This window comes from Kitasatospora sp. NPDC001539 (assembly GCF_040298565.1).
In the GTDB taxonomy this organism is placed as follows: domain Bacteria; phylum Actinomycetota; class Actinomycetes; order Streptomycetales; family Streptomycetaceae; genus Kitasatospora.
The window spans coordinates 1-26,274 of sequence record NZ_JBEPAK010000087.1 but is presented as its reverse complement, the minus strand read 5'-3'; the positions used below and the strand labels follow the sequence as shown (position 1 = coordinate 26,274).

At 73.3% G+C, this 26,274-nt stretch carries 23 protein-coding genes and 1 pseudogene; 10 read left to right on the top strand and 14 right to left on the bottom strand.

The window, feature by feature from the left end; genetic code table 11:
- Positions 1-127: 127 nt before the first annotated feature.
- The 10 genes from ABT247_RS16075 to ABT247_RS16030 form a co-directional block, all read right to left on the bottom strand.
- Entirely contained in the window at positions 128-904 is a 777-nt protein-coding gene (locus ABT247_RS16075) for a hypothetical protein (RefSeq protein ID WP_350743198.1), read from the bottom strand.
- Positions 901-1,431 (bottom strand): SigE family RNA polymerase sigma factor, encoded by a 531-nt coding sequence (locus ABT247_RS16070; RefSeq protein ID WP_350743196.1) that lies wholly within the window; start codon positions 1,429-1,431, stop codon positions 901-903. The genes ABT247_RS16075 and ABT247_RS16070 overlap by 4 nt, the downstream gene beginning before the upstream one ends.
- A 128-nt stretch (positions 1,432-1,559) precedes the next feature.
- A complete protein-coding gene (locus tag ABT247_RS16065) occupies positions 1,560-2,618 on the bottom strand; it encodes an expansin EXLX1 family cellulose-binding protein (RefSeq protein WP_350743194.1) in 1,059 nt (352 codons plus the stop codon).
- 481 nt (positions 2,619-3,099) lie between these two features.
- The gene (mmsB, locus tag ABT247_RS16060; protein ID WP_350743192.1) at positions 3,100-4,335 is read right to left on the bottom strand and encodes a multiple monosaccharide ABC transporter permease; all 1,236 of its coding nucleotides are present in this window, start codon (positions 4,333-4,335) and stop codon (positions 3,100-3,102) included.
- Between the two features lie 3 nt (positions 4,336-4,338).
- Positions 4,339-5,886 carry a multiple monosaccharide ABC transporter ATP-binding protein gene (gene mmsA / locus ABT247_RS16055; protein ID WP_350743190.1) on the bottom strand — a complete coding sequence of 516 codons (1,548 nt, stop codon included), beginning with the start codon at positions 5,884-5,886 and terminating at the stop codon, positions 4,339-4,341.
- 100 nt (positions 5,887-5,986) lie between these two features.
- Positions 5,987-7,081, bottom strand: a complete 1,095-nt coding sequence (chvE, locus tag ABT247_RS16050) for a multiple monosaccharide ABC transporter substrate-binding protein (RefSeq protein WP_350743188.1) — start codon at positions 7,079-7,081, stop codon at positions 5,987-5,989.
- 444 nt (positions 7,082-7,525) lie between these two features.
- A complete protein-coding gene (locus ABT247_RS16045; protein ID WP_350743186.1) occupies positions 7,526-8,149 on the bottom strand; it encodes a histidine phosphatase family protein in 624 nt (207 codons plus the stop codon).
- A gap of 306 nt (positions 8,150-8,455) precedes the next feature.
- On the bottom strand, positions 8,456-9,316 hold the full coding sequence (locus tag ABT247_RS16040; protein WP_350743184.1) for an oxidoreductase: 861 nt from the start codon (positions 9,314-9,316) through the stop codon (positions 8,456-8,458).
- Entirely contained in the window at positions 9,303-10,181 is an 879-nt protein-coding gene (locus tag ABT247_RS16035; protein ID WP_350743182.1) for a helix-turn-helix domain-containing protein, read from the bottom strand. Before ABT247_RS16035 ends, ABT247_RS16040 begins: the two co-directional genes overlap by 14 nt.
- 113 nt (positions 10,182-10,294) lie before the next feature.
- Entirely contained in the window at positions 10,295-11,284 is a 990-nt protein-coding gene (locus tag ABT247_RS16030) for a helix-turn-helix transcriptional regulator (protein WP_350743180.1), read from the bottom strand.
- A 100-nt stretch (positions 11,285-11,384) separates the two neighbouring features.
- Here ABT247_RS16030 and ABT247_RS16025 point away from each other — a divergent pair, with 100 nt between their 5' ends.
- Complete coding sequence (locus tag ABT247_RS16025; protein WP_350743178.1) at positions 11,385-11,783, top strand: VOC family protein; 399 nt, start codon at positions 11,385-11,387, stop codon at positions 11,781-11,783.
- A gap of 150 nt (positions 11,784-11,933) precedes the next feature.
- Here ABT247_RS16025 and ABT247_RS16020 read toward each other — a convergent pair whose 3' ends face one another.
- Positions 11,934-12,494: a hypothetical protein gene (locus ABT247_RS16020; protein WP_350743176.1), complete on the bottom strand. Its 561-nt coding sequence runs from the start codon at positions 12,492-12,494 to the stop codon at positions 11,934-11,936.
- 510 nt (positions 12,495-13,004) lie between these two features.
- Here ABT247_RS16020 and ABT247_RS16015 point away from each other — a divergent pair.
- Positions 13,005-14,462 (top strand): APC family permease, encoded by a 1,458-nt coding sequence (locus tag ABT247_RS16015; RefSeq protein WP_502892453.1) that lies wholly within the window; start codon positions 13,005-13,007, stop codon positions 14,460-14,462.
- A gap of 217 nt (positions 14,463-14,679) precedes the next feature.
- Here ABT247_RS16015 and ABT247_RS16010 read toward each other — a convergent pair whose 3' ends face one another.
- Together ABT247_RS16010 and ABT247_RS16005 are read right to left on the bottom strand one after the other, a co-directional pair.
- A complete protein-coding gene (locus ABT247_RS16010) occupies positions 14,680-16,329 on the bottom strand; it encodes an Ig-like domain-containing protein (RefSeq protein ID WP_350743172.1) in 1,650 nt (549 codons plus the stop codon).
- A 117-nt stretch (positions 16,330-16,446) separates the two neighbouring features.
- Positions 16,447-17,526 carry a hypothetical protein gene (locus ABT247_RS16005; RefSeq protein WP_350743170.1) on the bottom strand — a complete coding sequence of 360 codons (1,080 nt, stop codon included), beginning with the start codon at positions 17,524-17,526 and terminating at the stop codon, positions 16,447-16,449.
- A gap of 362 nt (positions 17,527-17,888) precedes the next feature.
- On the opposite strand from ABT247_RS16005, the gene ABT247_RS16000 reads away from it, so the two are divergent.
- The 4 genes and pseudogenes from ABT247_RS16000 to ABT247_RS15985 all read left to right on the top strand — a co-directional run bounded on the left by ABT247_RS16000 (position 17,889) and on the right by ABT247_RS15985 (position 20,255).
- Positions 17,889-18,065 carry a hypothetical protein gene (locus ABT247_RS16000; RefSeq protein ID WP_350743168.1) on the top strand — a complete coding sequence of 59 codons (177 nt, stop codon included), beginning with the start codon at positions 17,889-17,891 and terminating at the stop codon, positions 18,063-18,065.
- 422 nt (positions 18,066-18,487) lie between these two features.
- Positions 18,488-19,248: pseudogene (locus ABT247_RS15995) on the top strand (class I SAM-dependent methyltransferase).
- Between the two features lie 294 nt (positions 19,249-19,542).
- Positions 19,543-20,034 (top strand): DUF2975 domain-containing protein, encoded by a 492-nt coding sequence (locus tag ABT247_RS15990; protein ID WP_350743166.1) that lies wholly within the window; start codon positions 19,543-19,545, stop codon positions 20,032-20,034.
- Positions 20,034-20,255: a helix-turn-helix domain-containing protein gene (locus tag ABT247_RS15985; protein WP_350743164.1), complete on the top strand. Its 222-nt coding sequence runs from the start codon at positions 20,034-20,036 to the stop codon at positions 20,253-20,255. Before ABT247_RS15990 ends, ABT247_RS15985 begins: the two co-directional genes overlap by 1 nt.
- 162 nt (positions 20,256-20,417) lie before the next feature.
- Here ABT247_RS15985 and ABT247_RS15980 read toward each other — a convergent pair whose 3' ends face one another.
- On the bottom strand, positions 20,418-21,284 hold the full coding sequence (locus tag ABT247_RS15980) for a class I SAM-dependent methyltransferase (RefSeq protein WP_350743162.1): 867 nt from the start codon (positions 21,282-21,284) through the stop codon (positions 20,418-20,420).
- A 71-nt stretch (positions 21,285-21,355) separates the two neighbouring features.
- Between ABT247_RS15980 and ABT247_RS15975 the strand changes: the two genes are divergently transcribed.
- The 4 genes from ABT247_RS15975 to ABT247_RS15960 all read left to right on the top strand — a co-directional run bounded on the left by ABT247_RS15975 (position 21,356) and on the right by ABT247_RS15960 (position 26,169).
- A complete protein-coding gene (locus tag ABT247_RS15975; protein WP_350743160.1) occupies positions 21,356-22,000 on the top strand; it encodes a PadR family transcriptional regulator in 645 nt (214 codons plus the stop codon).
- Positions 22,001-22,212: 212 nt separating this feature from the next.
- Complete coding sequence (locus ABT247_RS15970) at positions 22,213-23,907, top strand: DUF885 domain-containing protein (RefSeq protein ID WP_350743158.1); 1,695 nt, start codon at positions 22,213-22,215, stop codon at positions 23,905-23,907.
- A 340-nt stretch (positions 23,908-24,247) separates the two neighbouring features.
- Positions 24,248-24,952, top strand: coding sequence for a cyclodityrosine synthase (locus ABT247_RS15965; RefSeq protein WP_350743156.1), 705 nt, complete (start codon positions 24,248-24,250; stop codon positions 24,950-24,952).
- Complete coding sequence (locus tag ABT247_RS15960) at positions 24,949-26,169, top strand: cytochrome P450 (protein WP_350743154.1); 1,221 nt, start codon at positions 24,949-24,951, stop codon at positions 26,167-26,169. The genes ABT247_RS15965 and ABT247_RS15960 overlap by 4 nt, the downstream gene beginning before the upstream one ends.
- Positions 26,170-26,274 lie beyond the last annotated feature (105 nt).

Genomic DNA, 26,274 nt, shown 5'->3' with positions numbered 1-26,274 from the left:
GCTCGTTCGAGCGGGCGCCGCCGTGGTGCGCATGCGCGTGGTGTGCCGGGCCTCAGCGTGCCGGGATTGAGCGTGCCGGGATTGAGCGTGCCGGGACTGAGCGTGCCGGGACTGAGCGTGCCGGGGCTCAGCGGGCCGGGGCGAAGCCTCCCCCGACGGACGAGGAGCCGCCCGCCGACTGGGCGTCGACCCGGTAGGTGTCGTTGGCGGAGCTGCGCGCCCCCGGGGCGTGGTTGTACTGCGCCGCGAACTCGTGCTGCCCCGCGGGCACCGTACGGCCGGGTCTGAGGACCCAGCGGTAGACCAGTACGCCGCCGGACTCCTGGGAGGTGACGGTGAAGTCGTCGCTCGGCAGGGTCCGCCAGTTGCCGGTGTCGCGCACGTCGCCGGTCTGCGCGATGCGCAGCTCGACGGTGAGCGAGGTGAGCGGTTGCACGGTCCTCAGGATCAGGTCGCTCTGGGCCCAGTAGAGGTTGCTGTGCGCGTCGACCGACGCCTCCGACCACAACGGGCCGTTCTGGGCCCGGCCGGTCGCGGACGGGGTCGGGCGCGCCGTGGCCGGGGTGGTCGCGGCGGGCGCCGGGGCCGGAGCCGAGGTGGTCGGCGGGGCCGAGGGCGTCGGCGAGGGCGTGGCGGTCGGGGACGGGGCCGCAGGCGCGGTGGTGGCTTCCGGCGAGGGCCGGGTCTGGACGATGGCGGCCACGGCGAGGCCGCCGGTGGCCAGGATCCCGGCGGTGGCGAGGCCGGCGAGCGCGGCCCTCGGCCACGAGCGCAGGCCCGACCGCGCGCGGTGACGGGGAGCGGGGCCGACCGCGCCGCGCTGCACCCGGGCCAGCATCCGTGCGCGGTCGGGCTGGTGGGCCTCGGCGGCCTCGCGCAGCTGCCGGGCGATGGGCTCGTTCACCGGTTCCTCCTTCCTGCCGCCAGTTCTCCGACCGCTCGCGCGCCGAGCAGCTGTTGCAGCTCGGCCATGCCCTTCGAGCATTGGCTCTTCACCGTACCGACCGATATGCCGAGCGCCGCCGCGGTGTCCTTCTCGGACAGGTCGAAGGCGTGGCGCAGCACCACGCACGCCCGCTTGCGGAACGGGAGCCTGGCGAGCGCGGCACGGACGTCCAGCACGGCCGCCACGTCCGGCCCTTCGGTCCGCTCCGGGCCGCGGGTCCAGAACAGCAGCACCCGGCGCCGCTCGCGGACCGCGCTGCGGATCCGGGCGCGCGCCATGTTGGCGACCACCCCGCGGGCGTAGGCGAGCGGGTGGTCGGCCGCGCGCAGCCGGTCCCAGCGTTGCCACAGGGCGATCAGGGCGTCTGCGGCGAGGTCGTCGGCCGCGTCCGTCTCACCGGTCAGGAGGTGGGCGAGACGGGCGAGTTCGGCGTGGTGGCGTTCGAAGAAGTCGTGGAACTCCGCGGACGCGTCATCGAGGAGCATTTCCCCCGGTCGCCCTCTCCCTGCTATGTGAGCGTTAACAAGCGGCATGAGCCTAGCAGTGCCCTCCCTGGTGCGGTGGTGGTGGCCCTGGACGGCCGTCGCCGACGGCCGACGGGCGAGCAGCGCCGTCAATGCCGGGCGAACTGGACGCGGGTCGGCTGGACGACGTCCGGCTCCACCGCGATCCCGTCGACGGTCAGTCGCTCCCCGTAGATGTCGGTGATCCTGACCGGGCCACCGCATCCGGTGCCGTCGGGGGAGAGGAAGTAGTTGTAGTCGGTGCGCGACAGCTGCCGCCAGCCGGCGCCGGCCCGGACCTCCAGGGACGCGACCGGGTTCCGGTGTCCGATCACCTGGATCCCGCACCACCACTGGCTGGAGCCGGCCTTGTACCGGAGCGACACCGCGGCGGGCGCCGTGCCCGGGCTCAGCAGCGTCCAGGTGATCGGCAGGCGGCCGACCGAGAGGTCCGCGAGCTTGGTGAAGGCCTCGTGGCTCAGGTCCAGTTGCCCGGGGGCGCAGGGCAGCGGGCACTCGTTGACGATCCGCACGGTGACGCTCGCCCCGTTGGCGGCGCGGACGAGCACGGAGGCGCCGCACGCCTTGGACGTCTCGTAGTCGGTGTGGTTCATCGCGGCGATCATCAGGTCGCCGGACGGCCCGAAGGAGCAGGCGCCGTTGCCGTCGGCGGCGTCGTAGGACGTGGCGACGCCCTGGTAGTCCGCCCCGGGCTTGATCCGCCCGGCCAGGGACGCCGCGGCCGGTGCGCCGCCGGAGGCGTCGTCGGCGGCCTTGCCGGCGCTCGGCGGCGGCGCGGTGGCCCTGGGGGCGGTGGGGGCCGATGGCCGCGGCGCCGCGGTGGCCGACGGCGTCGCGCTGCCCGAGGCTGACGGGGTGGCGGCGGCCGAGGTCGCGGGGCCGCTGACCGACGGCGCTGCCGTCGAGGGTGCGGGGTCGCCCGGTGCGGCGGCGTCCGGGGGCGTGCTCGGCGCGGCGGCCCCGACGGAGGCGGCGGCCGGCTCCGCGGCGCCGGCGTCCCGGCTCCCGCTCGCCCGGAGGAGCGCGAAGGCCAGGCAGGCCAGTACTCCGACCGCCACCAGCGTCACCGGTATGCCGAGCACCAGCCCGCGCCGGGGGTTCGACCGCCGGCGGCCCGACTGCCGGGCGGCGTGCTTCGTTGCCCTCATTCCCATCCCATTCGGTAGCTCGACCCGGTGGATCGACTCGACGTTTCAGCGACCAGTGGTCGCCGGAGACGGAAAGGTTGCCGCGCCGGTGCGGGATTTTTTCTGCGGCGGCCGAGCCGCGGGCGCACGGTGACCGAGTTGCGGGCGGACGGTGGGTGAGCGATGGGCGGGCGGTGGTGTCGGTCCGCCGCCTGGGCGCGGTGACGGAGAGGTGGTCCCCCAGCGGTCGCTCGGCCGGCGCGCACGGCCCGTGGCCGCAGTCGTTCCGCCTGCGCCGGGCGCGCTGGTGGGCCGGCCGGGGCCGCCACCGCCGACCGGCGGCTCGCCGGGGCGAGGCCCACCAGCCGGAAGCCCCCGGGAGTTCCTCCCGGGCCGCGCCGGGACACCTCCGTCACCGTCCCACCGGAGAGGTGACGAGCGGGCGGGGAGCTGCACCGTGCCCTCAATCACGGTGCTGCTCCCCGCCCGCGGTCGAAGGGGATCAGGAACCGGCTTTGCGCTTGTTGTAGACGTCGAATCCGACGGCTGCGAGCAGCACCAGCCCCTTGATGACCTGCTGGTAGTCGGTGCCGACGCCGACCAGCGACATGCCGTTGTTCAGCACGCCGAGCACCAGGCCGCCGATGATCGCGCCCATGACGGTGCCGACGCCGCCGCTGGCGGAAGCGCCGCCGATGAAGGCGGCGGCGATGGCCTCCAGTTCGAAGTTGATGCCGGCCTGGGGGGTGCCGGCGTTGAGTCGCGCGGCGAAGACCAGCCCGGCGAGCGCCGCGAGGACGCCCATGGTGGTGAAGGCGAGGAAGACGACCCGCTTGCTCTTCACACCGGACAGCTTGGCCGCGGCCTCGTTGCCGCCGATGGCGTAGGTGTGCCGGCCGATGACCGAGTTGCGCATCAGGTAGCCGAAGCCGACCAGCAGGGCGCCGAGGATCAGCAGGACGATCGGCACGCCGTGGTAGCTGGCCAGCAGCAGGGTGAAGACGAGCACGGCGGCCGTGATGACGGCGAGCTTGGCGAGGAACAGTCCGAGCGGGAGCACCTCCAGCCCGTACGCGGCGGTCTGGCGCCGGCCGCGCAGTTCCTGGAGGATCGCGACGGCCAACACCGCGAGGCCCAGCAGCAGGGTGAGGTTGTGGTAGTCGGTGTGCGGGCCGACCTCGGGGAGGAAGCCGCTGCTGATGCTCTGGAAGCCCTTGGGGAAGGGCGCCACCGACTGGCCCTGGAGCAGGATCTGGGTGCCGCCGCGGAAGAGCAGCATGCCCGCCAGGGTGACGATGAACGAGGGGATCCCGAGGTAGGCGATCCAGAACCCCTGCCAGGCGCCGGCGAGGGCGCCGATGACCAGCGCGGCCAGCATCGCCACCGGCCACGGGACGTGGTGCCGGACCATCATCACCGCGGCGGCCGCTCCGACGAAGGCGGCCAGTGAGCCGACGGAGAGGTCGATGTGCCCGGCGATGATGACGATCATCATCCCGATCGCCAGGATGAGGATGTAGCCGTTCTGCTGGATCAGGTTGGTGATGTTGAGCGGCTGGAGGAGGATGCCGTCCGTCCAGATCTGGAACAGCAGCACGATCAGCGCGAGGGCGACCAGCATGCCGTACTGGCGCACGTTGCCGCGCAGCGCGCGGGCCAGGACGGAGCCGGCGGTCGGGCTCGGGCCGGCCTGCGGTGCCTTCGGGGACGAATCCGGGATGATCTCGGTCTGGGCCATGCCTCACACCTGCTCGTTGCTGGATGCGGCGCTCATGGTCATGAGCCGCATGAGGGATTCCTGGGTGGCGTCGGCACGGGCCACCTCGCCGGTGATCCGGCCTTCGGCCATGGTGTAGATCCGGTCGCACAGGCCCAGGAGTTCGGGGAGTTCGGACGAGATGACGAGCACGGCCTTGCCCTGGGCGGCGAGTTCGGCGATGACGGCGTAGATCTCCGCCTTGGCGCCGATGTCGATGCCCCGGGTGGGCTCGTCGAGGATCAGCACCTCCGGCTCGGCGAAGATCCACTTGCTGAGGACGACCTTCTGCTGGTTGCCGCCGCTGAGCGTGCCGGTCCGGGTGAACACCGTCGGGGCCTTGATGTTCATGGACCGCCGGAACGATTCGGCGACCTTGGCCTCCTCGTGCCGGTCGACCCGGCCGAACCGGGCGACCTTGCCGAGCGCGCTCAGCGAGATGTTCCGGCTGAGGTCGTCGATGAGGTTGAGGCCGAAGCGCTTGCGGTCCTCGGTGACGTACGCGATGCCGTGCCCGATCGCCTCCGGCACCGTCCGGGTGCGGATCTCCCGGCCGTGCAGCCGCACCCGTCCGCCGCTCCAGCGCCCGTACGAGCGGCCGAAGACGCTCATCGCGAGCTCCGTGCGGCCGGCGCCCATCAGGCCGGCGATGCCGACGATCTCGCCGCGCCGCACGTTCAGCGAGGCACCGTCCACCACCAGGCGCTGCTGGTCGATCGGGTGCCGGACGCTCCAGTCCTCGATCTCGAGGGCGACCTCGCCGACGTCCGGGACGCGGTCGGGGTAGCGGTGCTCGAGGTCCCGGCCGACCATGCCGCGGATGATCCGCTCCTCGGAGATGCCCTCCGGGCCGATCGCGAGGGTCTCGATGGTGCGCCCGTCGCGCAGGATCGTCACGGCGTCGGCGACCCGGGCGATCTCGTTCAGCTTGTGCGAGATGACGATGCAGGAGATGCCCTGCGCCTTGAGCTCCAGGATCAGATCGAGGAGCTTGCGGCTGTCCTCGTCGTTCAGCGCGGCGGTCGGCTCGTCCAGGATGAGCAGCTTGACCTTCTTGGCCAGCGCCTTGGCGATCTCCACCAGCTGCTGCTTGCCCACCCCGAGATCGGCGACCCTGGTCTGCGGGCTCTCGTCCAGGCCGACCTGACGGAGCAGTTCGCCGGCGTGGGTGAGCGTCCGGTGCCAGCTGATGACGCCCCGGGTGGCGTGCTCGTTGCCCAGGAAGACGTTCTCGGCGATCGACAGGTACGGCACCAGCGCCAGCTCCTGGTGGATGATGACGATGCCGCGCTGCTCGCTGGCCCGGATGTCCCTGAAGCGGCAGGGCTCGCCCTCGAAGAGGATCTCGCCCTCGTAACTGCCGTGCGGGTAGACGCCGCTGAGCACCTTCATCAGGGTGGACTTGCCGGCGCCGTTCTCGCCGCAGATGGCGTGGACCTCGCCGGCGGCGACGGTCAGGTTGACCTCGGAGAGCGCCTTGACGCCGGGAAACGACTTGCTGATCGACCGCATCTCGAGAACGGGTCCAGCCATGGTTGTGCGTCCGTATCGTTCGGGGCGGTGCGGTGGCCACGGGTTCTCCGGGCCCCGCACCGCCGGTCGGGAGCCGGCCCCGCCGGGCGGGCCCGGTGGACTACTTCAGCTGGTCGGCGGTGTACTGGCCGCTGTCCACCAGCACGTGCTGGTAGTTGTCCTTGTCGACGCTCACCGGCTGGAGCAGCTGCGCCGGGACGGTCTTGGCACCGTTGTCGTACTGGCTGGTGTCGTTGACCTCGGGCTTGCCGCCGGTCAGCAGCGCGTCGCCCATCTGGGCCGCGGCCTTGGCCAGTTGGCGGGTGTCCTTGTAGACGGTCTGGGTCTGCTCGCCCGCGATGATCGACTTCACCGAGGCCAGCTCGGCGTCCTGGCCGGTGACGACCGGCAGGGACTTGGCGGTGCCGTAGCCGACGCCCTTGAGCGAGGAGATGATGCCGATCGAGATGCCGTCGTAGGGCGAGAGCACGGCGTCGACGTGGGCGGAGGTGTAGGCCTTGCTCAGGAGGTTGTCCATCCTGGACTGGGCGAGTCCGCCGTCCCAGCGCAGCGTGGCGACCTGGTTGAACTCGGTCTGGCCGCTCTGCACGACCAGCTTCTTCTGGTCGATGTACGGCTTGAGGACGCTCATCGCGCCGTTGAAGAAGAAGGTGGCGTTGTTGTCGTCCGGCGAGCCCGCGAACAGCTCGATGTTGTACGGCCCCTTGCCGTCCTTGAGCCCCAGCTTGTCGACGATGTAGCCGCCCTGGAGGACGCCGACCTTGAAGTTGTCGAAGGTCGCGTAGTAGTCGACGTTCTTCGTGCCGCGGATCAGCCGGTCGTAGGAGATGACCGGGATGTGGGCGTCGGCCGCCTTCTGCAGCACGTTGGTGAGCGAGGAACCGTCGATGGCGGCGATCACGAGCAGCTTGGCGCCCTTGGTGATCATGTTCTCCACCTGGGAGACCTGGTTCTCCACCACGTTGTCGCCGTACTGCAGGTCGGTCTTGTAGCCCTTGGCCTGGAACTCCTTGACCATGTTGTTGCCGTCGTTGATCCAGCGTTCCGACGCCTTGGTCGGCATGGCGATGCCGACGAGACCGCCCTTGGCGTCCCCATTCGCCGCGCCGTCGCCGGCGCCGTTGGCACTCTGGCCGCAGGCGGCCAGGGAGAGAGCGAGACCTGCGGCGACGAGGCCCGCTGAAAGCTTGCGCACAGTTCCTCCAGTGATCTTCCGCGACCGGCATGGCGCCACCTTGCTGCCCGGGTGGCCGGGAGCGGTCGAGCGGGGGCCGACCGGGGGCGGACCTCGTGGATCGAGGGAGTCGGCTCCGCAGGGCTCCGGCCTGGCGTGAAATGAAGTGTTAACGCTAACAAAGTCTCCGTCAAGAGCCTTCGGATCACTGTTGGATCGCGGCGAGCCGTGGGCCGGTCCACGTGAACGTCCATCACGGGAGGGAAGCTTCCCCGGGAGGCCGCAGCGCGAAGACCGGGTGAACCCCGGATGTCGCGGGTGTCCCGACACGGGCGCCGGCCTCCCGCCGGCGGGCGGAAGACCGGCACCCGGCACCCGCCGGAGGGGGCGGTCAGCCCGTGGCGAGGGTCAGGCCGGGGGTCCGGATCGCCTCCGACGGTTCGTCATCGAACTCCTCCGCGGGCCTCAGACGTGGAGCTCCGGCGGGAATCCGGTCCAGCGGAGCTCGGCGGGCAGGTGGCCGGTGTCGTTGAAGAGCAGGACCGCCGGGGGACGGTCGGGCGTGTAGCGGATGACGGTCAGGGCCGCGTTGGCGTGGTTGATGCCCAACCATCGCCACTCGGGCGCGTCGAGGGCGGCTCGGACGAGCCAGCCGACGAGGAAGTTGTGGGTGACGACGAGTTCGTGCCGCGGTTCGTCTCCGAGGACCGGCCCCGTGAACTCTGCGAGTGCCGCGGCGGCGAGCCCGGGGCCCTGCTCGCGTTCCTCGACCGGGAACCGGTGCAGGAACTCGATCCAGGCGTCCGCTGCCTCCGGCGGCAGCTCCTCGCGCGTCGGCAGGTAGGGGAGGTAGTCGCCGGCCGCTTCGGAACGGCGACAGGGGACTCCGCCCAGCTGCTCACTGACCAGCCGGGCGGTCTGTTCGGCGCGGGGGAGGGGGCCGTGGTGGATCGCCGTCAGCGGGACGCCGCGGAGCCGCTCCCCCAGCAGGGCAGCCTGGCGGCGGCCCGCATCCGTCAGTTCGCTCTCGTCCGGCGATGCCTCACCGTGACGGGCGAGATAGAGGTAGCGGGCAGCCGTACCGGTCATGGATGCGCCCTTCGGCGAAGTCGATCTTGCGGACTCATGGGAGGACGCCGACCTGCGCGGACCGGTTCCCGCGAGGGGAAGAGCCGGGCCTCGACCAGCACACTGCCAGGTCCGCACGGCGTCCTTCGTCCCGCGCGGCGGTCGCGGAGCACCGGCGGCCGGGACGCGGGCGGTGAAGCCGGAGCGTCCGAGCAGGTTTCAGATTGCGGTGCTCGAGCGGGCCGGCCCCGGCCGGAGCGCCCCTGCGGCGCCCCGGCCGGGGTCCGGCCGTCGGGTGGTGCCGGTGGCTGCCGCGGGTGCGCGCCGTCAGCCTGCGGTGCGCTCGGCGGGGAAGTCGGCGCCGAGGGTCACCTCCCGCCAGTCGTCGAAGGCGGCTTTGAGGGAGTCCAGCTTGGCGGTGGCGATGTCGTACGCGGCCTTGCCCAGCAGCAGCCGCAGCGGGGGCTCCTCGGCCGTGACGGCGTTGATGACGGCCCGGGCGGCGCGCGCCGGATCCCCGGGCTGGCGGCCGTAGGTGGCCAGCGTGCCGGCGCGGCGTGCGCCCGCCGTGTCGGCGTAGTCGTCGATGGTGGTGGCGGACTGGCGCATGGAGGGTCCGGACCAGTTGGTGCGGAACGCGGCCGGCTCGACGATCGTCACGTTGATCCCCAACGGGGCGACTTCGGCGGCGAGCGACTCGGAGAGGCCCTCCACGGCGAACTTGGTGGCGTGGTAGTAGCCGGTGGCGCCGAAGCCGACCAGACCGCCGAGCGAGGAGATGTTCACGATGTGGCCGGCGCGACGGGCCCGCATGCCCGGCAGGACGGCCTTGGTGGTGGCGACCAGGCCGAAGACGTTGGTCTCGAACAGGGCGCGGACCTCGTCGTCCTCGCCCTCCTCGACGGCGGCGAGGTAGCCGTAGCCGGCGTTGTTGACCAGGACGTCGATCCGCCCGAAGGCGGCCCGGGCCCGGGCGACCGCCGACGCGATCTGCTCGGAGTCGGTGACGTCCAGGGCCACGGCGACGGCGCGCTCCTCGTGTCCGGAGACGAGGTCGGCGACCGTGCCCGGGTCCCGGGCGGTGATCACCGCCCGCCATCCGCGGTCCAGCACCGCCCGGGCCAGTGCCCGGCCCAGGCCGGAGGAGCAGCCGGTGATGAACCACACGGGGGAGTCAGGGGAGGTCATGGGGGAGGTGTCCTTCGTCGTGGACGTCGTGGACGTCGTGGGAATCGGGTGGGAACTCGGCGAGGGCGAGGCTTCCCAGCAGGGCCAGCGACTCCTCGTCGGCGCTGCCGGCTTCGGCCCGGTACACGACCAGGTGCTGGCCGGGGGCGCTGTTGACGGAGAAGGTCTCGAAGCCCAGGGTGAGTTCGCCGACCAGCGGGTGGCGGAAGCGCTTGGTCGAGGCCGACTTGGCCCGGACCTCGTGACGGGCCCACATGCGGGCGAAGTCCGGGCTGCGTACCGACAGTTCGCCCACCAGGTCCTGCAACCGCCGGTCGTCCGGAGCGGGATTCGCGGCCCGCAGCGCGGCCACGCACCCCTGCGCCACCACGGGCCAGTCACGGTAGAACTCCCGCGCGGCCGGTTCGAGGAACATCGCCGTGATCAGGCTGGTCCCGCTGCCGAGCCAGGAGAACAGCGCCTCGCCCAGGGAGTTGACGGCCAGCAGGTCGAGGTACCGGCCGTAGACCAGCGCCGGCGTGTCCACCCAGGTGTCCAGCAGGGACACCAGCTGCGGGCCCGCGTACTCCCGGGCCGGCCCGGGGCGTCCGGGACGCGGCGGATCGACCAGCGCGCGCAGGTAGGCGGCCTCCTCGTCCCTCAGCAGCAGGGCGGCCGCCAGCGCCCGCAGGACCTGGGGCGACGGGTTGCGCTCGCGCCCCTGCTCCAGCCGCACGTAGTAGTCGGTGCTCACCCCCGCGAGGACGGCCATCTCCTCGCGTCGCAGACCGGGAGTACGGCGCACCCCGGCGGGCATCCCGTGGTCCTCGGGGCGCACCAGTGCGCGCCGGGCCCGCAGGAACTCACTCAGCCGTTTCGTGTGCATGCCGACCAACGTACGGGCCTGCGGCGAGAGGAGGGTAGCCCTGCCGCACCCACCCTCGTGCGGCGGGAGCGGCCCGGCTTTCCGCGGCCGCCGCTCAGCCCCGGGCCGCGCTGTCAGGTGCGACGGGCGCCGGCCGCGAGGCGGTCGGCGAGCGCGAGGACGAGGTCGCGCAATTCGTCGGGGCGCTCGATGACGAACGGCCGGTCGAGCGAGGCGAGGACCGGCGGCAACCAGTCGAGGTTCTCCACCCGCAGCTCGACCCGCAGCCAGCGCTCGGTCGCCGGGTCCGCGCCCGCCGGCTGAGCGCCCTCCTCCAGGATCGCGACGCCGGCCGGAAGGCGGGCGCGGATCAGCTCGTCCGTCCCGTGGATGCGCAGGGACACCTCGTACCGGTACTCGGCCGTGGCGAACCCGGACAGCACGCGCTGTGCCGGATCGAGTCCGGCGGGCGCCTCGAACGTGCCGGGCAGGACCCTCGCGGTCGCGATGCGATCGAGCCGGAAGGTCCGGTCCTCACCGATCCCGGGATCCGTGCCCGTGACGTACCACCGGCCCGCGTGGGAGACGATCCCGTACGCGTGCAGGGGGCGTTCGCTGCGACGGCCGCCCCGGTCGGTGTACCTGATCGAGAGCGGCCGCCGGTGGCGCACCGCATCGGCGACGGTGAGCAGGAGCTCGGCGTCGGGGCCGGCGAGCTCCCCGGGCGGCGCGGTGAACGCCAGGGACTCCAGGACGGCTTCCAGCCTGCGGGCCAGGCGCCCGGGCAGCACCCTGCGGATCTTGGCCGCCGCGGTCTCGCTCGCCGTGCCCGCGACCGCCGTCGTCGCCTGCCGGTGGCCGGCGACCAGCCCGAGCAGCACGGCGAGTGCCTCGTCGTCGCTGAACATGAGCGGAGGCAGGCGGTAGCCGGCGGCGAGCCGGTACCCGCCGTAGCGGCCCCGCACCGCCTCCACCGGGACGTCGAGGTCGAGCAGGTGGTCCACGTAGCGCCGTACGGTCCGCCCGTCGACGCCGAGCCGGTCGGCCAGTTCGGCCACCGTCCGGACGCCGCCGGACTGCAGCAGCTCCAGGAGCGTCAGCACGCGCCCGGTGGGTCGAGACATGCGCCGAGCCTAACGCGAGGACGCGAATAGTGGACCGATTCTGTCCCCTATTCGTCCTAGCCTGCGACGTGCAGCGACTCCACCACCCTGGGAGAGAACCATGGCCTTCGTCTCGATCCGCATCATCACCGGCGACGTCGCACGCCTCGTCGGGTTCTACGAGAAGGCCACCGGCATCGTGGCGGCCTGGGCCACCGAGGACTTCGCCGAACTCCGGACCCCCGGTGCCACCCTCGCCGTCGCCGGCACCCGCACCGTCCCGCTGTTCGCGCCGGGCTCCGCCCGCCCGGCGGACAACCGCAGTGTGATCACCGAGCTCCTGGTCGACGACGTGGACGCCGTGTACCGGAACCTGACCGGCCTCGTCGCCGACTTCGTCACCGAGCCCACCACCATGCCCTGGGGCAACCGGTCGTTGCTCGTCCGCGACCCCGACGGCAACCTCGTCAACTTCTTCGCCCCGGTCACCGCGGCCGCCATCGAGAAGTTCGCTCGCTGACGACGGTCCCGGCGCCCGGGCTCGCACGGCCGTCCCGGCGCGCGGTCCCGGCACCCGGATGCGGTGCCCGGCACCGGCGTCCGGACAGGGGCCCGGGCTCGCCGGTCGGGCACGGACACCGGCGGGCCGTGGCCCGGGCCGGTCCGTGCGTCAGGAGCCCGTGCCCGACGTCAGGTAGGGCAGGGACACCAGGACGACGACGGCTGCGATCAGGACGAGGATGCCGACGGTGAGCAGGGCCGCGAACAGGTACGGCCGCGCCACGGAGAACGGCAGCCGCAGCCCCGGGTACGCCGTCCGCAGCGCCTGTGGCGTGCTGTCGCGCTCGGACGCCAGCGCGATGGTGAACCCGCAGGGGCGGAACACCCTGTCCTGCAGGCGCTGCCAGTCCCAGTGCTCCGCGCGCAGCACCACCGGCGTCCGGCCCGCCGTGCCCGACACCACCAGGAGCACGGACTCGCCCTTGGATCCGCGCACCGGGTGCGCGGTGGCCGCGGTCGGTTCGACCGAAGAGCTCCGGCCGCGGCGGTCGGTGACGGTCAGCAGGCCGTTCGCATAGGCGACCCGCTGGCGGTGCGAACGCTGCCAGCGGTACACGCCCAGCCAGGTCAGGGCGGACACGGCCAGCAGGGCGACGACGAGCACGCCGCCCACGGCGCCGATGCCGGCCCGATCGGACCGCGCCACCACCCTGACGGCGGCGCCCAGCATGACCAGGCCTAATACCGGACCGGCGGCGGCCAGGCGCCGGTAGGCGGGCAGCCTCCGGAGCGGAACGGGTTTCAAGAGCACTGCGGGTATGGGTTCTTGAGTCATCGGCACCCCCTGTTTCGGGGGCCCAGGATGCCGTACCCAAACGTTTGGGTCAACCGATGAGCCAAACGTTTGGCCGGACTCGTGCGAGTGGGTCCGCCCCCGGTCGCCGCGCCCGTGCCGCGCACGACCGCAGCAGTGGTCGGCGGCCAGCCCGGCCCGTTCTGCGGCCCCCGGGGAGCCGGGAGGGGGCCGGGGTTCGGGAGGGGGCCCCGGGGTTCGGGAGGGCGGCCGAATCGTTGCGCCCATGAGGTCGGGGAACGGCCCGCGGGCTCTTGACGGAATAAGTAAGCCTTCCTAACTTGATCCGCGACTCGCATCGTCCCGGTCCGCCCCCACCCCCCGGAGCCACCCGTGTCCTCAGGCTTCACCCGGAGAATCGGCCTCTTCCAGGCCACCGCGATCAACATGAGCCAGATGTGCGGCATCGGACCGTTCGTGACCATCCCCCTGATGGTCGCCGCCTTCGGCGGCCCGCAGGCCGTCATCGGCTGGATCGCCGGCGCCCTGCTCGCCCTGGTCGACGGCCTGGTCTGGGCCGAACTCGGCGCCTCGCTGCCCGGCGCCGGCGGCACCTACGTGTACCTGCGCGAGGCCTTCCGGTACCGCACCGGGCGGCTGATGCCGTTCCTGTTCGTCTGGACGGCCATGCTCTTCATTCCGCTGATCATGTCCACCGGCGTCCAGGGACTGGTGCAGTACCTCGGCTACCTCTGGCCCGGCATGACGACCCTTCAGGGGGACGTCTTCGGCGTCGCGGTGCTCGCCCTGATCGTGGTGCTGCTGTGGCGCCGGGTCGAGTCCGTCGGCACCATCACGGTCGCCATGTGGGTCGTGATGATCATCTCGGTCGGCTCGGTGATCCTCGCCTCCTTCACCGACTTCCACGCCTCGCTCGCCTTCAGCTGGCCCGCCCACGCGATCGAACCGACCCACGGCCGTTTCTGGATCGGGTTCGCCGCCGGTCTGACCATCTGGATCTACGACTACCTCGGCTACAACACCGCCTCCTACCTGGGCGCCGAGATCAGGGACCCGGGCCGGGTCATGCCGCGCGCGATCATCTTCTCGATCCTCGCCATCATGGGCATCTACCTGCTGATGCAGGTCGGCGTCCTCGGCGTGGTCGACTGGCACGACATGCTGGACCCGGACCAGGTCGCCTCCACGTCGGTCGCCTCCGCCGTACTGGAGCGGACCTGGGGCAAGGGCGCCGCCGACACCGTCACGGTGCTGATCCTGATCACTGCCTTCGCCTCCGTCTTCACGGGCCTGCTCGGCGGCTCCCGGGTGCCCTACGGCGCGGCCCGCGACGGGATGTTCTTCCGTTCCTTCGCCAAGCTGCACCGCGCGCACGGCTTCCCGGTCGTCGGGCTGCTCGCCATGGGCGGCGTCACCGCCGTCGGCTTCCTCTTCGCGCGGCACGTCGGCAGCGACTCCGCGCACCCGCCGCTGAGCATCCTGATCGCCCTGCTGACCAGCGTCATGGTGATCGTCCAGGCACTCGCCCAGATCGCAGCCGTCACCGTGCTCCGCAAGCGGCAGCCGGACCTCGCCCGCCCGTACCGGATGGTGCTCTACCCGCTGCCCAGCATCCTCGCGGCCGTCGGCTGGTTGGTCATCTACGGCTATGCGGACAAGGCCAACCCGGGCGTCCACCCGATCGAGTGGTCGCTGGCGTGGGTCGCCCTCGGCGGCCTCGCCTACCTGGTCTGGTCGAAGGTCGAGGGCGTCCGGCCCTTCGGGCCGCAGGAGATCCGCGAGGAGTTCCGCCGGCAGGTCCACGAGGAGGACCGAGGGGAGATCCGCGACGCCCGGGCCGCGGACCCCCGGCTCGCCGACGCCCCGGACGAGCCGGCCGGGTAGTCACCCGCCCGGTCACCCGGCGCCGGGGCCTGGACCCCGGTGGCCGGAATGTCGTGGGCCGCCGGGCAGCGGGCAGCGGGCAGCGGGCAGCGGGCAGACGTCGGCTGCCCACCCGCCGTCCACCCCACCCGCCGTCCACCGCCCGCCCGGGCGGCGCAGCCCGACGGCCCGGTACCGGTGTCCGCTCGGCTCCGCCGGGGCCGGGCGGTCCCGCCACTCAGCGGGCCGTGACGGTGTTGCCCGAGACCTCCGTCCCGCCGGTGTTGCCGTCCAGCGTCATCGTGCCGTGGATCTCGTTGCCCGCGCAGTCGCCGGCGCTGCCGGGGTCCGATCCGATCAGGACGTAGCCGCTGGTGCCGCGGACGGTGACGGCTCCCCGGAGTGTGGAGCGGCAGACGGTGAGGGCGAGGGCGCCGTCGGCCGTCAGGGAGCCGCGGACCTCGGCGTCGAGGACGGCCAGTGCCCCGCCGGGCCGTACCGTGACCGCCCCGTCCTGGACGCCGCCGGCCGCGATGCAGAGCGAGCGATCGGTCTCGACGGTCAGTCGGCCGTGGTGGGGGGTGGTGATGCACGGTTCGCTGAAGCCCACGGTGAGCCCGGTCGGGGCCGCCGTGGTGCTGGCGGTGAGGCCCGGATCGCCGCTGTAGGTGGCGGTGATCGGGTGGGCTCCGGGCTGGAACCGGGCCGTGGTGAAGGCGGCTCGGCCGTCGGTGAGCGGCACGGTCGCGAGGGGAGTGGTCCCGTCGGAGAAGATGACCGTTCCGGTCGGGGCCGGGGCGGCGGGATTGGCCGGGGCGACCGTCGCGGTGAGGGTGACGGGGTGCCCGAACAGCGGCGTGGCGGTGTCGGTGGTGAGCGTCGTGGTGGTGCCGTAGCGGAAGGAGATGACGGCCCGGCCGTTGCCGTGGTTGACGCCCTGGAGCAGCGAGGCGTCGGTGGCCGAGGGCGCCGCGTGACTGCTACCGCCGCCCCCGCCCGCGCCGTACAGGTTGCCGGGGTTCCCGCCGCCCGATCCGCCTCCGCCGCCGAACCAGCCTCCGCCGCCCCCACCGCCGCCGTTGCCGCCGCGGGCACCGTTGCCGCCGGTGCCGCCACTGCCCGGGTTGTACAGCCCCGTCCAGTTGTCGTAGTCGCCGCCGGGAGCGCCCGGGCCGCCGAGTGCGGAGTTGGGGCTGCCGGCGCCGGCCGCGCTCTGGCTACCGCCGCCGCCCGCCACGCCGGAACCGGCCGGCCCGCCGCCCTCGCCGCCGGACTCGCCGATCGGGCCGCCACCGTTGCCGCCGTACAGCAGGGGACCGCCGTTGCCCGCGCCACCGCCGCCGCCGGCGACGAGCACCCGGTCGGCCGCGCCGAAGGCGCCGGTGCGGACGTCGGAGGCGCCGCCGCCCGAGCCTCCGCCGCCGTGCGCCCCGCCGCCGCCCGTGCCGTGGCCGTAGCCGCCCGGGCGGGCGAACTCGCCGTGCCGGGAGGTGCCGGGGACGCCGGCCGCACCGAGGGTGAGTTGCAGGGTCTGGCCGGGTGTCACGGCGAAGGTGGCCCGGGACTCGCCGCCGAGGCCGCCGGGCGCGCCGGCGTTCGGTGGGTTGGGCGAGACGTATCCGGCGGCGCTGCCGCCCTCGGCGCCGAACAGGTCGATGCTGACCGCGGTGACGCCGTCCGGCACGGTGAAGGTGTCCGTGCCGGTGGCGGTGTAGGTGCAGCTGGGGGCGGAGACGGTGAGGACGCCGCCGCTGCCGCACGGCGAGGCGGGCGCCGCCGCGGCCGCGGTGACGGGCACGAGGGCGGCGGCGAGCAGGCCGGAGGCACCGGCCAGGGCGGTGGTGGCGGTGCCGAGGGCGCGTGAACGGCGGTCAGCCGGACGGTTCATGGGGTGATGTCGCCTTTCCGGGCCGGAGTGGGCGGCCCGAGGTGGAACCGGTGATCCGCGGGCAGGCCGGGAGCTTTCGCGTCTTGGCGGCCTGCCCGCGAGCGGGGTGACGGGTAATCAGACGCCGTCGCTGGCGCACAGCGCCCAGGCGTCCGAGTAGTTGCCCGTGGAGCCGGCGCCGCCGGTGTGGGTGTAGGCCGTCCAGTAGGACGCGGTGGTCGTCCCGTCGCCGACCGGGTTGCCGCTCGCGTCGCTGGGGAAGCTTCCGTTGAGGTGGTCGCCGCCGGAGCCGGGCCCGGTGAAGTCGCTGCCGGTCACGTTTCCGTGGCTGATGGCCGCGCCCCCGCTGACCAGTTTGCCGTCCCCCGCGCCGCAGCCGACCGTCACCGTCTGGCCGGTGGTCGCCGCGTTCGGGCCGCTCGCCTCGCTGTTGCGAACGGTGACGGTGGCGCCACTGACGTTGACGGCGTCACCGCTGCAGATGGCGTAGGCGTAGGTCTCGTTGCTGGAGCCGCCGCCACCGCCGTTCCAGCCGACCGCGGCCCACGAGTCGGGGTTGGTCGCCCCGTCGGCCGCGGCCTTCTGCCCGTGGTCGTGGGCGGAGTCGTCGAAGGTCGGGTAGCTGGCGATCGGCTTGAGGCTGCCCACGTCGGCCGGGGTGGTCCGGGCGCCGCCGCCGAGCAGGCGGGTGCCGGACGGGCAGGTCGCCACGGTCAGGGCCACGGTCGAAGCCGCGCTCGGGCCGGCGACCTTGCTCATCACCACCTGGGTGTGGTTGATGAGGTTGCTGGTGAAGCAGACCGCGTACGGGGTGGTGGAGAAGGAGGCGTTCACGGCGCCGCCGCTGCCGCCGATGGCGAGCCAGTGCGTCACGTCGGTGCCGACGACGCCGGTCGAGCCGAGGTACTCGGTGGAGCCGTCGGAGCTGGGCCCGGTGCCGTCGACCTTGTTACCGTTGGACGAACTGCCGGTGCCGATGGCCTGGTTGATGCCGCCACCGGATATCAGACCGCTCGCACAGTCGGCGTGGGTGGAGATCTCGGAGAAGGTCGAGGCGGCCCCGGCGGTCGCGCCGGGAGTCCTCACCGTCCCGCTGACGGTGTTGGCGTACGCGGTGCCCGGCGCCGCGAGCACCAGGACGGCGCCGAACGCGAGCGCCCTTCCTGCGGTGACACGACGCGGAGAGCCCTTGGCCATGGAACGGTCCTTTCTCGTGCCGACGCCCGGGGTCGGGGCGGCGTCGGCGGCTGGCGGCCGGGAGGAACGGGAGCGCTGAAATCCTGGCGGCCGACCCAGGGGTGGGCCATTGGTGATCCGTACGGCGCGCTCGCGCCTGCCCTGGGTGGTCATCCAGATCGTGGCTCGCGGCGGAACGGGCCGACGGCCTCCCCACCGGCCGGCGGGGTGCGTGCCGCTCGTGCTCGGCCGCACCCCTGTCCGATCACCCGGCGGCGGGGCCGTCTCGCGCGGACTGCCGTCGCGGCCTGGTCTCCGGCGGCGGGATCTCCCAGACCACCGGCAGCGACCGGGCCGGCAACGGCAACCACGTCATGGGCACCATGCCCAGCGCCGACGGCATCGCCGAGTACACCGGCACACCGGGCGTCGTCGGCGCCGATGCCACGCACTGGCTCACGTTCGGTGGCAGCGGCAGCAACGCCGGCCCCGAGTTCTCCACCACGGGTACGGGCTGTGCCTCTCCGGCAACCGCATCCGGCACAACCGGATCGTCCTGAACACGCACCCGGGCCGACTGTGGGGAACACCGCCCGAGCCGCGGCCCCCCCGGCTCGCCGACGCCCCGGACGAGCAGGCCGGGTAGGGCCTCCGGCGCGGAGGGGTGGCGGAGTGTCCGACGCGCGGCGCCGCGGTGCCGGGGGGTGAGCGTGGCGCGGTGCCGTGGCGAACGGAGGCCGACTCCCCGTGCCGGGAGGTGCCGGGGGCCCGGCCGGCCGGGCACGCGCCACGAGCGAGGGGCCCGCGATCCGGGCGAGGGACTCCGGCTGAGGCCCGGGCCCGCTGCCCGCCGGTCGTGGGCCGTCCCGGGCGAGCCGCACCCGAGGTGCGAGGACGGCGTGGCGTGAGGGGGGTTTCCCGAGGCCCCGCTACCGTCACGTGGATGACGGGAAGCGACGCCGATCGGCGCTGGGCCGAGTCCATGCCGGCAGCCTACGAGCAGTACCTCGTGCCGGTGCTCTTCCGGCCCTTCGCCGCGGACCTGGCCGCCCGGGCCGCCGCACTCCGCCCCGGGCGGATCCTCGAACTCGCTGCCGGAACCGGTGTCTTGACGTCGGCGCTGCTCGAGGCGGTGCCGACGGCCGAGGTGACGGCCACCGACCTGAACGAGGCCATGGTCGCCTTCGGGGCAGCCCGGGCGCCGGGCGCGGTGTGGCGGCAGGCCGACGCGCAGCGGCTGCCGTTCCCGGACGCCGCCTTCGACCTGGTCGTCTGCCAGTTCGGAGTGATGTTCTTCCCGGACCGGGTCGCGGCCTTCCTGGCCAGGGCGCGGTGCTGGCCCCGGGCGGTCGGTTCCTGTTCAACACCTGGGGGCCGCTTCCCGCGCACGGCTTCGACGCCGCGGTGCAGGCCGGGCTGGAGCGGGCCTTTCCGGCCGACCCGCCGCAGTTCCTCCCGACCGTCCCGCACGGCTACTCCGACCCCGCTCGCGCTGCCGCCGACCTGCGGGCCGCCGGGTTCGCCGTCGAGGACGAGCTGGAGCTGACGCTGGAGGGCCGGGCCGCCTCGGCCGCCGACGTCGCCACCGGGTTCCTCGCCGGGACGCCCGTGCGTGCGGCCGTCGAGGAGCGCGGCGACGGGCCGGCCGTCCGGGCCGCCGTCATCGAGGAGATGACAAGGCTCCTCGGCCCGGGCCCGGTCACCGCCCCGATGACGGCGTACGTTCTCCGCGGCGCGGTCTGACCGCAGGAGGCGGCTCGCCCGGTCCGCCTCTGGCGAGGCCGGGTTCGAGCGTGTCGGGCTCCGGGCGTGTCGTGCTCCCAGCGTGTCCGGCTCCGATCGCGGCCGACTTCGAGCGCGGCCGGGTTCCAGGAGGCCTCGGCCGGGCCCGACGGCATCGGACAGTTCACGCAGCCGCCGCGCCCGGGAGCGGCCGCGCCTACCGCGAGCGCGACTGCGGCCTCGTCCTCGCCCCACCTTTGCCTCATCTATCGAAAAACGATAGATTCCGATCGCGATTCGATGGAGGGATGAGGCATGGGGAAGCTGGCAGTGCGTGCGTTGCGCGCCGTGCTCGCAGTGGTGTTCGCCGGCACGGTGTTCGTGCAGGCGTCGATGACGTGGGCGTTGATCAGCGGGAACGATCCGGAGGACGGGTCGCTCCCGCTGACCCCGCTGCGCGTGATCGTGCTCCTGGGCATGGTGTCGGCCCAGGTCGTCCTGGTCTGCGTGTGGCGGCTGGTGACGATGGTGCGCCGCGGCACCGTGTTCTCCCACGCCGCCTTCCGGTACGTGGACGTGGTGACCGGCGCGATCGTGGCGGCGTCCCTGCTGTGGTTCGCGGTCACGGCCGTCAACGCGCCGGGCCAGCGGGACGACCCGGGGGTCACGCTCATCATGGGCGGTATCGGTCTCGCCATCCTGGCGGTCGCGCTCATCGTGTTCGTGCTGCGCACGCTGCTCGCCCAGGCCGTTGCGCGCGACGTCGAAGCGGCGCAGCTCCAGGCGGAGTTGGACGAGGTCATCTGATGCCGATCGCCGTCGACATCGACGTGATGCTGGCCCGGCGGAAGATGTCCGTGGGCGAGCTGGCGGACCGGGTGGGGATCACGCCGGCGAACCTCGCCGTACTCAAGAACGGCCGCGCCAAGGCCGTGCGCTTCGCGACGCTCGCCGCGCTCTGCGAGGTCCTCGAGTGCCAGCCGGGCGACCTGCTGCGGTGGGAGGCCGACGCCGCCACCGACGGATGACGTGCTCCGGCGGCGGATCCCGCCGAGGTGTTCCGTCACCGTCCGGTCGCAGGGCGACGCCATGGCGTCGGCCAGCGACCGGCGGGCCTGGTGGTGCAGCGCGGATCGGGGGTGGGCGGCGCGGCCTGGCGGTCGTGCGGCCTTCCCGCCCAGGCGTGACGGTCAGCCCGTGACGTCCCCCCGCCGGGTGGTGATCAGCCAGGCGGCGGAGTCGAACCAGACGCCGGAGCGGGTCTCATGCGCCTCGAGCGTGGTCCGCAGGTCGGCCAGGGCCCGGCTGCGGGCGGTCTCGTCGAGGTCGGTAAGCATCCAGCCGAGCAGGCCGGTGACGAACCGGAACGCCCGGTCCGCGTCGCGGCCGAAGTGCATGGGAGCGGCGACGGCCTCGAAAGCCGGTTCGTCGAAGCCGGCCGCGGTGAGGACGGCGCGGACCCGGTCCGGGTCGGCCAGGGAGGAGGGGCCCGGCGCGTCCGGCGGCGGGGCCGGCAGCGTGCGGCCGGCGGCCAGGGCGGTGGTGAACCCGGTGAACCAGGGGTTGTGCGAGGGCGCCTGCCAGACGAGTTGCACCAGCCGGCCGCCGGCCCGCAGCGCGCGGGCGATGTTGCCGAACGCGGCAGCGGCGTCGGCGAAGAACATGGTGCCGGTGCGACTGATCGCCACGTCGAACGGATCGGCGCCGAAGTCGTGGACCTGGGCGTCGGCCTGGACGAAGTGGACGTTGGCCGCGCCCTCCTGCGCGGCGAGCCGTCGCGCCACGGCGAGCATCTCCGATGACAGGTCGACCCCGAGGACGAAGCCGTCGGCCGCGCGGCGCGCCGCGTCGACGGTCGTCCGGCCGGTCCCGCAGCCGATGTCGAGGACCCGCTCGGCGTGGCCGATGGCGGCGGCGTCCAGCAGGCGGGTGTGGTAACCGGCGACGGCCGCGTCGAACTGCGCGGCGTTCGCGGCCCAGAATCCGCCCTCCTCGCCGTCCCAGGCCCGTGCCTGCTGCACGTTCGAGGGGTGGACCCCAAGGGTCTTCGTGCTCATGTCTACCGCCTGCTTACTCCCAAGGGGACTAAAATGTCTGATATGTCCGGAATACTCCCCAGGGGACGAAGATGTCAAGAGCCTCCGAACTCACCACCACCTCCTACTCCATCCTCGGCCTGCTCGCCGTGCAGCCCTGGAGCACCTATGAACTGGCCCGCCAGATGGACCGGAGCCTCGGCCGGATCTGGCCCAGGGCCGAGAGCAAGCTCTACGAGGAGCCGAAGAAGCTGGTCCGCCACGGTCTCGCCGAGGCCACCAGGGAATCGGTGGGCCGCCGCCCCCGCACCGTCTACTCCATCACCGACGCCGGGAGGCGGGCACTCGCCGCGTGGTTGCAGGAGCCCGGCACGGGGCCGGTCCTGGAGTGCGAGCAGCTCCTCAAGATCTTCTTCGCGGAGAACGGCACCCGGGACGACACGCTGGCCACCCTCCGGGCGGCGCACGCCTGGGCTGCCGAGCGCAACGACGAGAACCTCGCCGCTGCCCGCGCCCACCTCGCCGGCCAGGCTCCCTTTCCCGAACGCGCCGCGCAGACCCAGCTCGTCGGCCGCTTCCTCACCGACTTCTACCGCATGGTGGACGACTGGGCCCACTGGGCGACCGCTCTGGTCGAACAGTGGCCGTCCGACCCGAGGCACGCGAGGCCCGATCCGGAGCAGGCCGCGGAGACCGTCCGGCGGGCCGGCTGGAACGACCGCCCCGACACCACCTGATCCCGCCGCGCGGACCCGGGGCCCGCACCTCGGGCCCGCACCCCGGGCACGCACCCCGGGCACGCGGCGAACACCCCGCTCGGCGCCCCCTGCAGCCGCCCCCCCACCCGCAGCCGCGGAGCCGCTGCACGCCGAACTCCCGACCCCGCGTACCGTCTTGGAGGAACGGAAGCCAACCGGCCGTCCGAGACCGGACCGGCGAGAAGGGGACCATGAACGAGGACCTGACGACCCCACGGCGAATCGCCGACGACCACGTGGCCCGGGTCGCCGCCCACGATCCCGTCACCGCCACGTCCCTGGGCGTGGCACCGGGCGACGACCGGATGCCCGATCCGTCACCGGATGGCATCGAGGAGGGCTACCGGCTGGTGCGGGAGGCGCTGGCGCGACTCGACGCCCTTCCCGGCGCCGGGTACGACGCGGACCCCGCCGAGGCCACCTGCGCCCGACTGCTGCGCGAGCGGCTGGCGGCCGAGGCCCGGACGTATGAGGCGGGCGAGGACTTCCGGGCCGTACGGAACCTGCACGCGCCGGTCCACCGGCTCCGCGGCGTCCTCACCATGATGCCCACCGAGACCGAGGAGGACTGGGTCCCGGTGCTCGGCCGGCTGCGGAACCTGCCCACCGCACTGGACGGCTACCGCGCCACCCTGGCCGAGGGCATCTCCCGCAGACTGCTCGCCGCGCCGCGGCAGGCGGACGTGCTCGCCACCCAGTTGACCGCATGGACCGGCGAGGCGTCCGGCGGCGCCGGCTGGTTCGCCGACTTCGTCGCCCCGGCCCCGCAACGGCTCCGCCCCGAACTGGACGCGGCCGCGGGCGCGGCGACCGCTGCCGTGGCCGCGTTCCGCGACTGGCTCCGTGACACCTACCGGCCCGCTGCGGACGGCACACCGGACGCCGTCGGCCGCGAGCGCTACCTGATCACGTCCCGCCAGTACACCGGCGCCGACGTGAACCCGGAGGAGGCCTACGACTGGGCCTGGGAGGAGTTCCACCGGGTCTGGGCCGAACTGCGCACCGAGGCCGGGCGCATCCTGCCCGGTGCCGCCGTCCAGCAGGTCCGGGCCCACCTGGACGAGCACGGACACACCGTGCAGGGCACCGAACGGATGCGGGCCTGGCTGCAGCAGCTCATCGAGGAGGCGATCGAGGCGCTCGACGGGCGTCACTTCGACATCACCGGCCCGCTGCGCCGGGTCGAGACCCGGATCGCTCCGGTGGGCAGCGCCGCCACGCCCTACTACAGCGGACCGAGCCTCGACTTCAGCCGCCCGGGCCGCACCTACCTGCCGTCGGCCAACGGCGACGCCCACGAGCGGTTCCGCACCTGGCGGCTGGTCAGCACCTGGTACCACGAGGGCGTTCCCGGCCACCACCTGCAACTCGCCTCCTGGACCGGCGCGGCGGAGCAGCTCTCCCGCTACCAGGTCACGCTGGGCAAGATCAGCGCCAACGTGGAGGGCTGGGCGTTGTACGCGGAGCGTCTGATGGACGAGCTGGGCTTCCTGACCGATCCCGCACGCCGGCTCGGCTACCTCGGCAAGCAGATGATGCGGATCGTCCGCGTCATCGTCGACATCGGCATGCACCTGGAGAGCGTCATCCCGGCCCACTCCCCGTTCCGCCCGGGCGAGCGCTGGACCCCGGAGCTGGCCACCGCCTTCATGGGCGAGTACGTCGGCCTGACACCCGCCCACCTCGACAGCGAGATCGTCCGCTATCTCGGCCGCCCCGGTCAGGCCATCGGCTACAAGCTCGGTGAGCGCGCCTGGCTGGCCGGCCGCGAGGCGGCGCAGCGCAGGCTGGGTGCCGGGTTCGACCTCAAACGCTGGCACATGAAGGCCCTGCGGCAGGGCTCGCTGGGCCTGGACGACCTGGCGGAGGCCCTGGCGGCCCTGTAGCCGGCGGGGGCACCGCACGGCAGCCGTGCCGGGGCCCGGCGCCGTGGGCAGAGCCGGACTCAAGCGGTCTTGCGGACAGAGCCGGCCGGGCGGGCGCGACGTCCGCCGGCTCTCCCGGGCCCCGGCTGCCTCCCCGCCGAGGGGCTGCGGCCTCCCCGCCGAGGGGCTGCGGCGCCCGGGCGGCGCGCGGGCGGCTTCCGGACGCCCGATCACTGTTTCGGCCAAAGCCCGGCGGTTACTGTCGGTGCCCGTACGCCGCAGATAGAGTGACGGGGCCGCAGCGCACACCGAGGGGCACGGGGCCCCGGTCGGCAGGAGCGCGCGGTGGAGGATCACGCGTGTGATCACAGCACCCCCGCTGATGGCCGAGGTGTTCCAGGTGAAGCCCTACACGCGCCACTGCGAGGTCATCCACGACGAGGGCGCGCACGCCGTCATCGGTGTCTCGCCCGGCAACAGCTACTTCTCCGCCCGGCGGCTGCACGAGCTCGCCGCCTGGAGCCTGGACCACTACGACCGGGTCGACTTCGTCTACACCGACCTCCACGTGGCCGAGATGTACGAGGCGTGCGGGTACGGTCCCGACGACGCCCGCAGGAAGGCGGCGAAGAACCTGCGGAGCGTGCGGGCCAAGGTCCGTGACGCCGTGACGGCGGCGGACCCGGGGCAGACGCGGCTGCGCTGGCGGCCCATGTCCGAGTTCCGGGCCAACACCGCCTACCAGGAGATCCACCGGCAGCTGACACGCCGCCTGGAGACGGACGCCGACCTCCGCAGGGTCTGCGACGACCTGGTGAACCGGTTCCTGGCCGCACGGGGACAGGAACCCACCGAGCGGCAGCGCGCGGTGTGCCTGGAGTACGTGTGCGCCGAGGCACCGCTGTTCCTCGACACCCCCGCGATCGTCGACGTGCCGTCGTCGCTCAACTGCTACCACCAACTCCTGCCGCTCGCAGAACTCTTGTACGCCCGGGGCGCCGGCCTGCGGGCCTCCCGCAACCAGGGCCACGCCATCGTCACCCCCGCCGAAGGAGCCCGCGCATGAGCACGACCACCACGACCGCGCCCCCGGCCGTCGGCAGCCACGACCTGCTCGACTTCCCGTTCTCCCGGGACGGCAGCCGGCTCCCCGCCGAACTGGTGCAGCTGCGCGCGGCCACGCCGGTGCGGCGGGTGCGCACGATCGCCGGGGACGAGGCCTGGCTGGTGTCCTCGTACCGGCTGTGCCGGCAGGTCCTGACGGACGAACGGTTCTCGCTGAAGGACACCTCGGCACCGGGCGTTCCCCGCCAGTACGCGCTGACGATCCCGCCCGAGGTCGTCAACAACATGGGCAACATCACCGGCGCCGGGTTGCGCAGGGCGGTGATGAAGGCGCTGAACCCCAAGGCGCCCGGACTGGTGCGGTGGCTGCGCCAGGAGGCGGAGCGGCTCGTCGACCGGCTCGTCGAGGACGGCCCCACGGCCGACCTGCGCGGAGCGTTCTGCGAGCCGTACTCCGCGGGCCTGCACTGCCGCATCCTCGGCATCCCGCAGACCGAGGGCGGCGCGTTCCTGCGCAGCCTGGACATCGCGTTCATGAACTCGGCCTGCCCCGTCGCCGGCGCGAAGATCAACTGGGACCGCGACATCGCCCGCATGGCCGTGCTGTTGGACGACCCCGCCACCACCGGGCTGATGGCGGAACTCGCGGCCCTGCGCGACGACCCGGACTACGCGCACCTGACCGACGAGATGCTGGCCACCGTCGGGGTCACCATGTTCGGCGCCGGCACCGTCTCCACCTCCGGCTTCCTCACCATGGCCCTGGTCCACCTGCTCACCAACCGCGACGCCTGGGACCTGTTGCGGGACCGCAGCGATCTGCTCGACGCCGGTGTGGAGGAGCTGCTGCGGGTGAACCTGTCCATCGGCGATGCCCTGCCCCGGCTCGCACTCGCCGACGTGCGGCTCGGAGACGTCGACGTCGCACGGGGAGAGCTGGTCCTGGTGCTGGTCGAGGGCGCGAACTTCGACCCGGAGGCCTTCCCCGACCCTCACCGCTTCGACCCGCAGCGCACCAACGCCGCCGACCACCTCTCCTTCGGCGGCGGCTCCCACTACTGCCCCGCCACCGCACTCGGGCGTGTCCACGCCCGGATCGCGCTGGAGGTCCTGCTGGAGCGGCTGCCGGATCTCGAGCTCGCCGTCCCCGTCGAGCAACTCGTCTGGCGCACGGGCTTCATGAAGCGGATTCCCGAGCGGCTTCCAGCGATGTGGTAGCCGGCTCAGCAGGCCCGGCACGGCACCGGACGGGGGGGGGGGGGGGGCCCCCCCCCCCGGGGCGGGCGCCCCCCCCCCCGGGGCCCGGGCGGGAGGGGGGGTTGG

What these genes read in the sequence shown, in the direction of transcription:
- ABT247_RS16025 (WP_350743178.1), top strand. Translation starts at nt 11,385, where the DNA reads ATGGCCTTCGTCTCGATCCGCATCATCACCGGCGACGTCGCACGCCTC.
- ABT247_RS15980 (WP_350743162.1), bottom strand. Translation starts at nt 21,284, where the DNA reads ATGAGCACGAAGACCCTTGGGGTCCACCCCTCGAACGTGCAGCAGGCA.
- mmsB (WP_350743192.1), bottom strand. Translation starts at nt 4,335, where the DNA reads ATGGCCCAGACCGAGATCATCCCGGATTCGTCCCCGAAGGCACCGCAG.
- ABT247_RS16005 (WP_350743170.1), bottom strand. Translation starts at nt 17,526, where the DNA reads ATGGCCAAGGGCTCTCCGCGTCGTGTCACCGCAGGAAGGGCGCTCGCG.
- ABT247_RS16040 (WP_350743184.1), bottom strand. Translation starts at nt 9,316, where the DNA reads ATGACCTCCCCTGACTCCCCCGTGTGGTTCATCACCGGCTGCTCCTCC.
- ABT247_RS16010 (WP_350743172.1), bottom strand. Translation starts at nt 16,329, where the DNA reads ATGAACCGTCCGGCTGACCGCCGTTCACGCGCCCTCGGCACCGCCACC.
- ABT247_RS16045 (WP_350743186.1), bottom strand. Translation starts at nt 8,149, where the DNA reads ATGACCGGTACGGCTGCCCGCTACCTCTATCTCGCCCGTCACGGTGAG.
- ABT247_RS16000 (WP_350743168.1), top strand. Translation starts at nt 17,889, where the DNA reads ATGCCCAGCGCCGACGGCATCGCCGAGTACACCGGCACACCGGGCGTC.
- ABT247_RS16070 (WP_350743196.1), bottom strand. Translation starts at nt 1,431, where the DNA reads ATGCTCCTCGATGACGCGTCCGCGGAGTTCCACGACTTCTTCGAACGC.
- ABT247_RS15970 (WP_350743158.1), top strand. Translation starts at nt 22,213, where the DNA reads ATGAACGAGGACCTGACGACCCCACGGCGAATCGCCGACGACCACGTG.
- ABT247_RS16035 (WP_350743182.1), bottom strand. Translation starts at nt 10,181, where the DNA reads ATGCACACGAAACGGCTGAGTGAGTTCCTGCGGGCCCGGCGCGCACTG.
- ABT247_RS16065 (WP_350743194.1), bottom strand. Translation starts at nt 2,618, where the DNA reads ATGAGGGCAACGAAGCACGCCGCCCGGCAGTCGGGCCGCCGGCGGTCG.
- ABT247_RS15960 (WP_350743154.1), top strand. Translation starts at nt 24,949, where the DNA reads ATGAGCACGACCACCACGACCGCGCCCCCGGCCGTCGGCAGCCACGAC.
- ABT247_RS16030 (WP_350743180.1), bottom strand. Translation starts at nt 11,284, where the DNA reads ATGTCTCGACCCACCGGGCGCGTGCTGACGCTCCTGGAGCTGCTGCAG.
- ABT247_RS15985 (WP_350743164.1), top strand. Translation starts at nt 20,034, where the DNA reads ATGCCGATCGCCGTCGACATCGACGTGATGCTGGCCCGGCGGAAGATG.
- ABT247_RS15975 (WP_350743160.1), top strand. Translation starts at nt 21,356, where the DNA reads ATGTCAAGAGCCTCCGAACTCACCACCACCTCCTACTCCATCCTCGGC.
- mmsA (WP_350743190.1), bottom strand. Translation starts at nt 5,886, where the DNA reads ATGGCTGGACCCGTTCTCGAGATGCGGTCGATCAGCAAGTCGTTTCCC.
- ABT247_RS16015 (WP_502892453.1), top strand. Translation starts at nt 13,005, where the DNA reads ATGAGCCAGATGTGCGGCATCGGACCGTTCGTGACCATCCCCCTGATG.
- ABT247_RS16020 (WP_350743176.1), bottom strand. Translation starts at nt 12,494, where the DNA reads ATGCTGGGCGCCGCCGTCAGGGTGGTGGCGCGGTCCGATCGGGCCGGC.
- ABT247_RS15990 (WP_350743166.1), top strand. Translation starts at nt 19,543, where the DNA reads ATGGGGAAGCTGGCAGTGCGTGCGTTGCGCGCCGTGCTCGCAGTGGTG.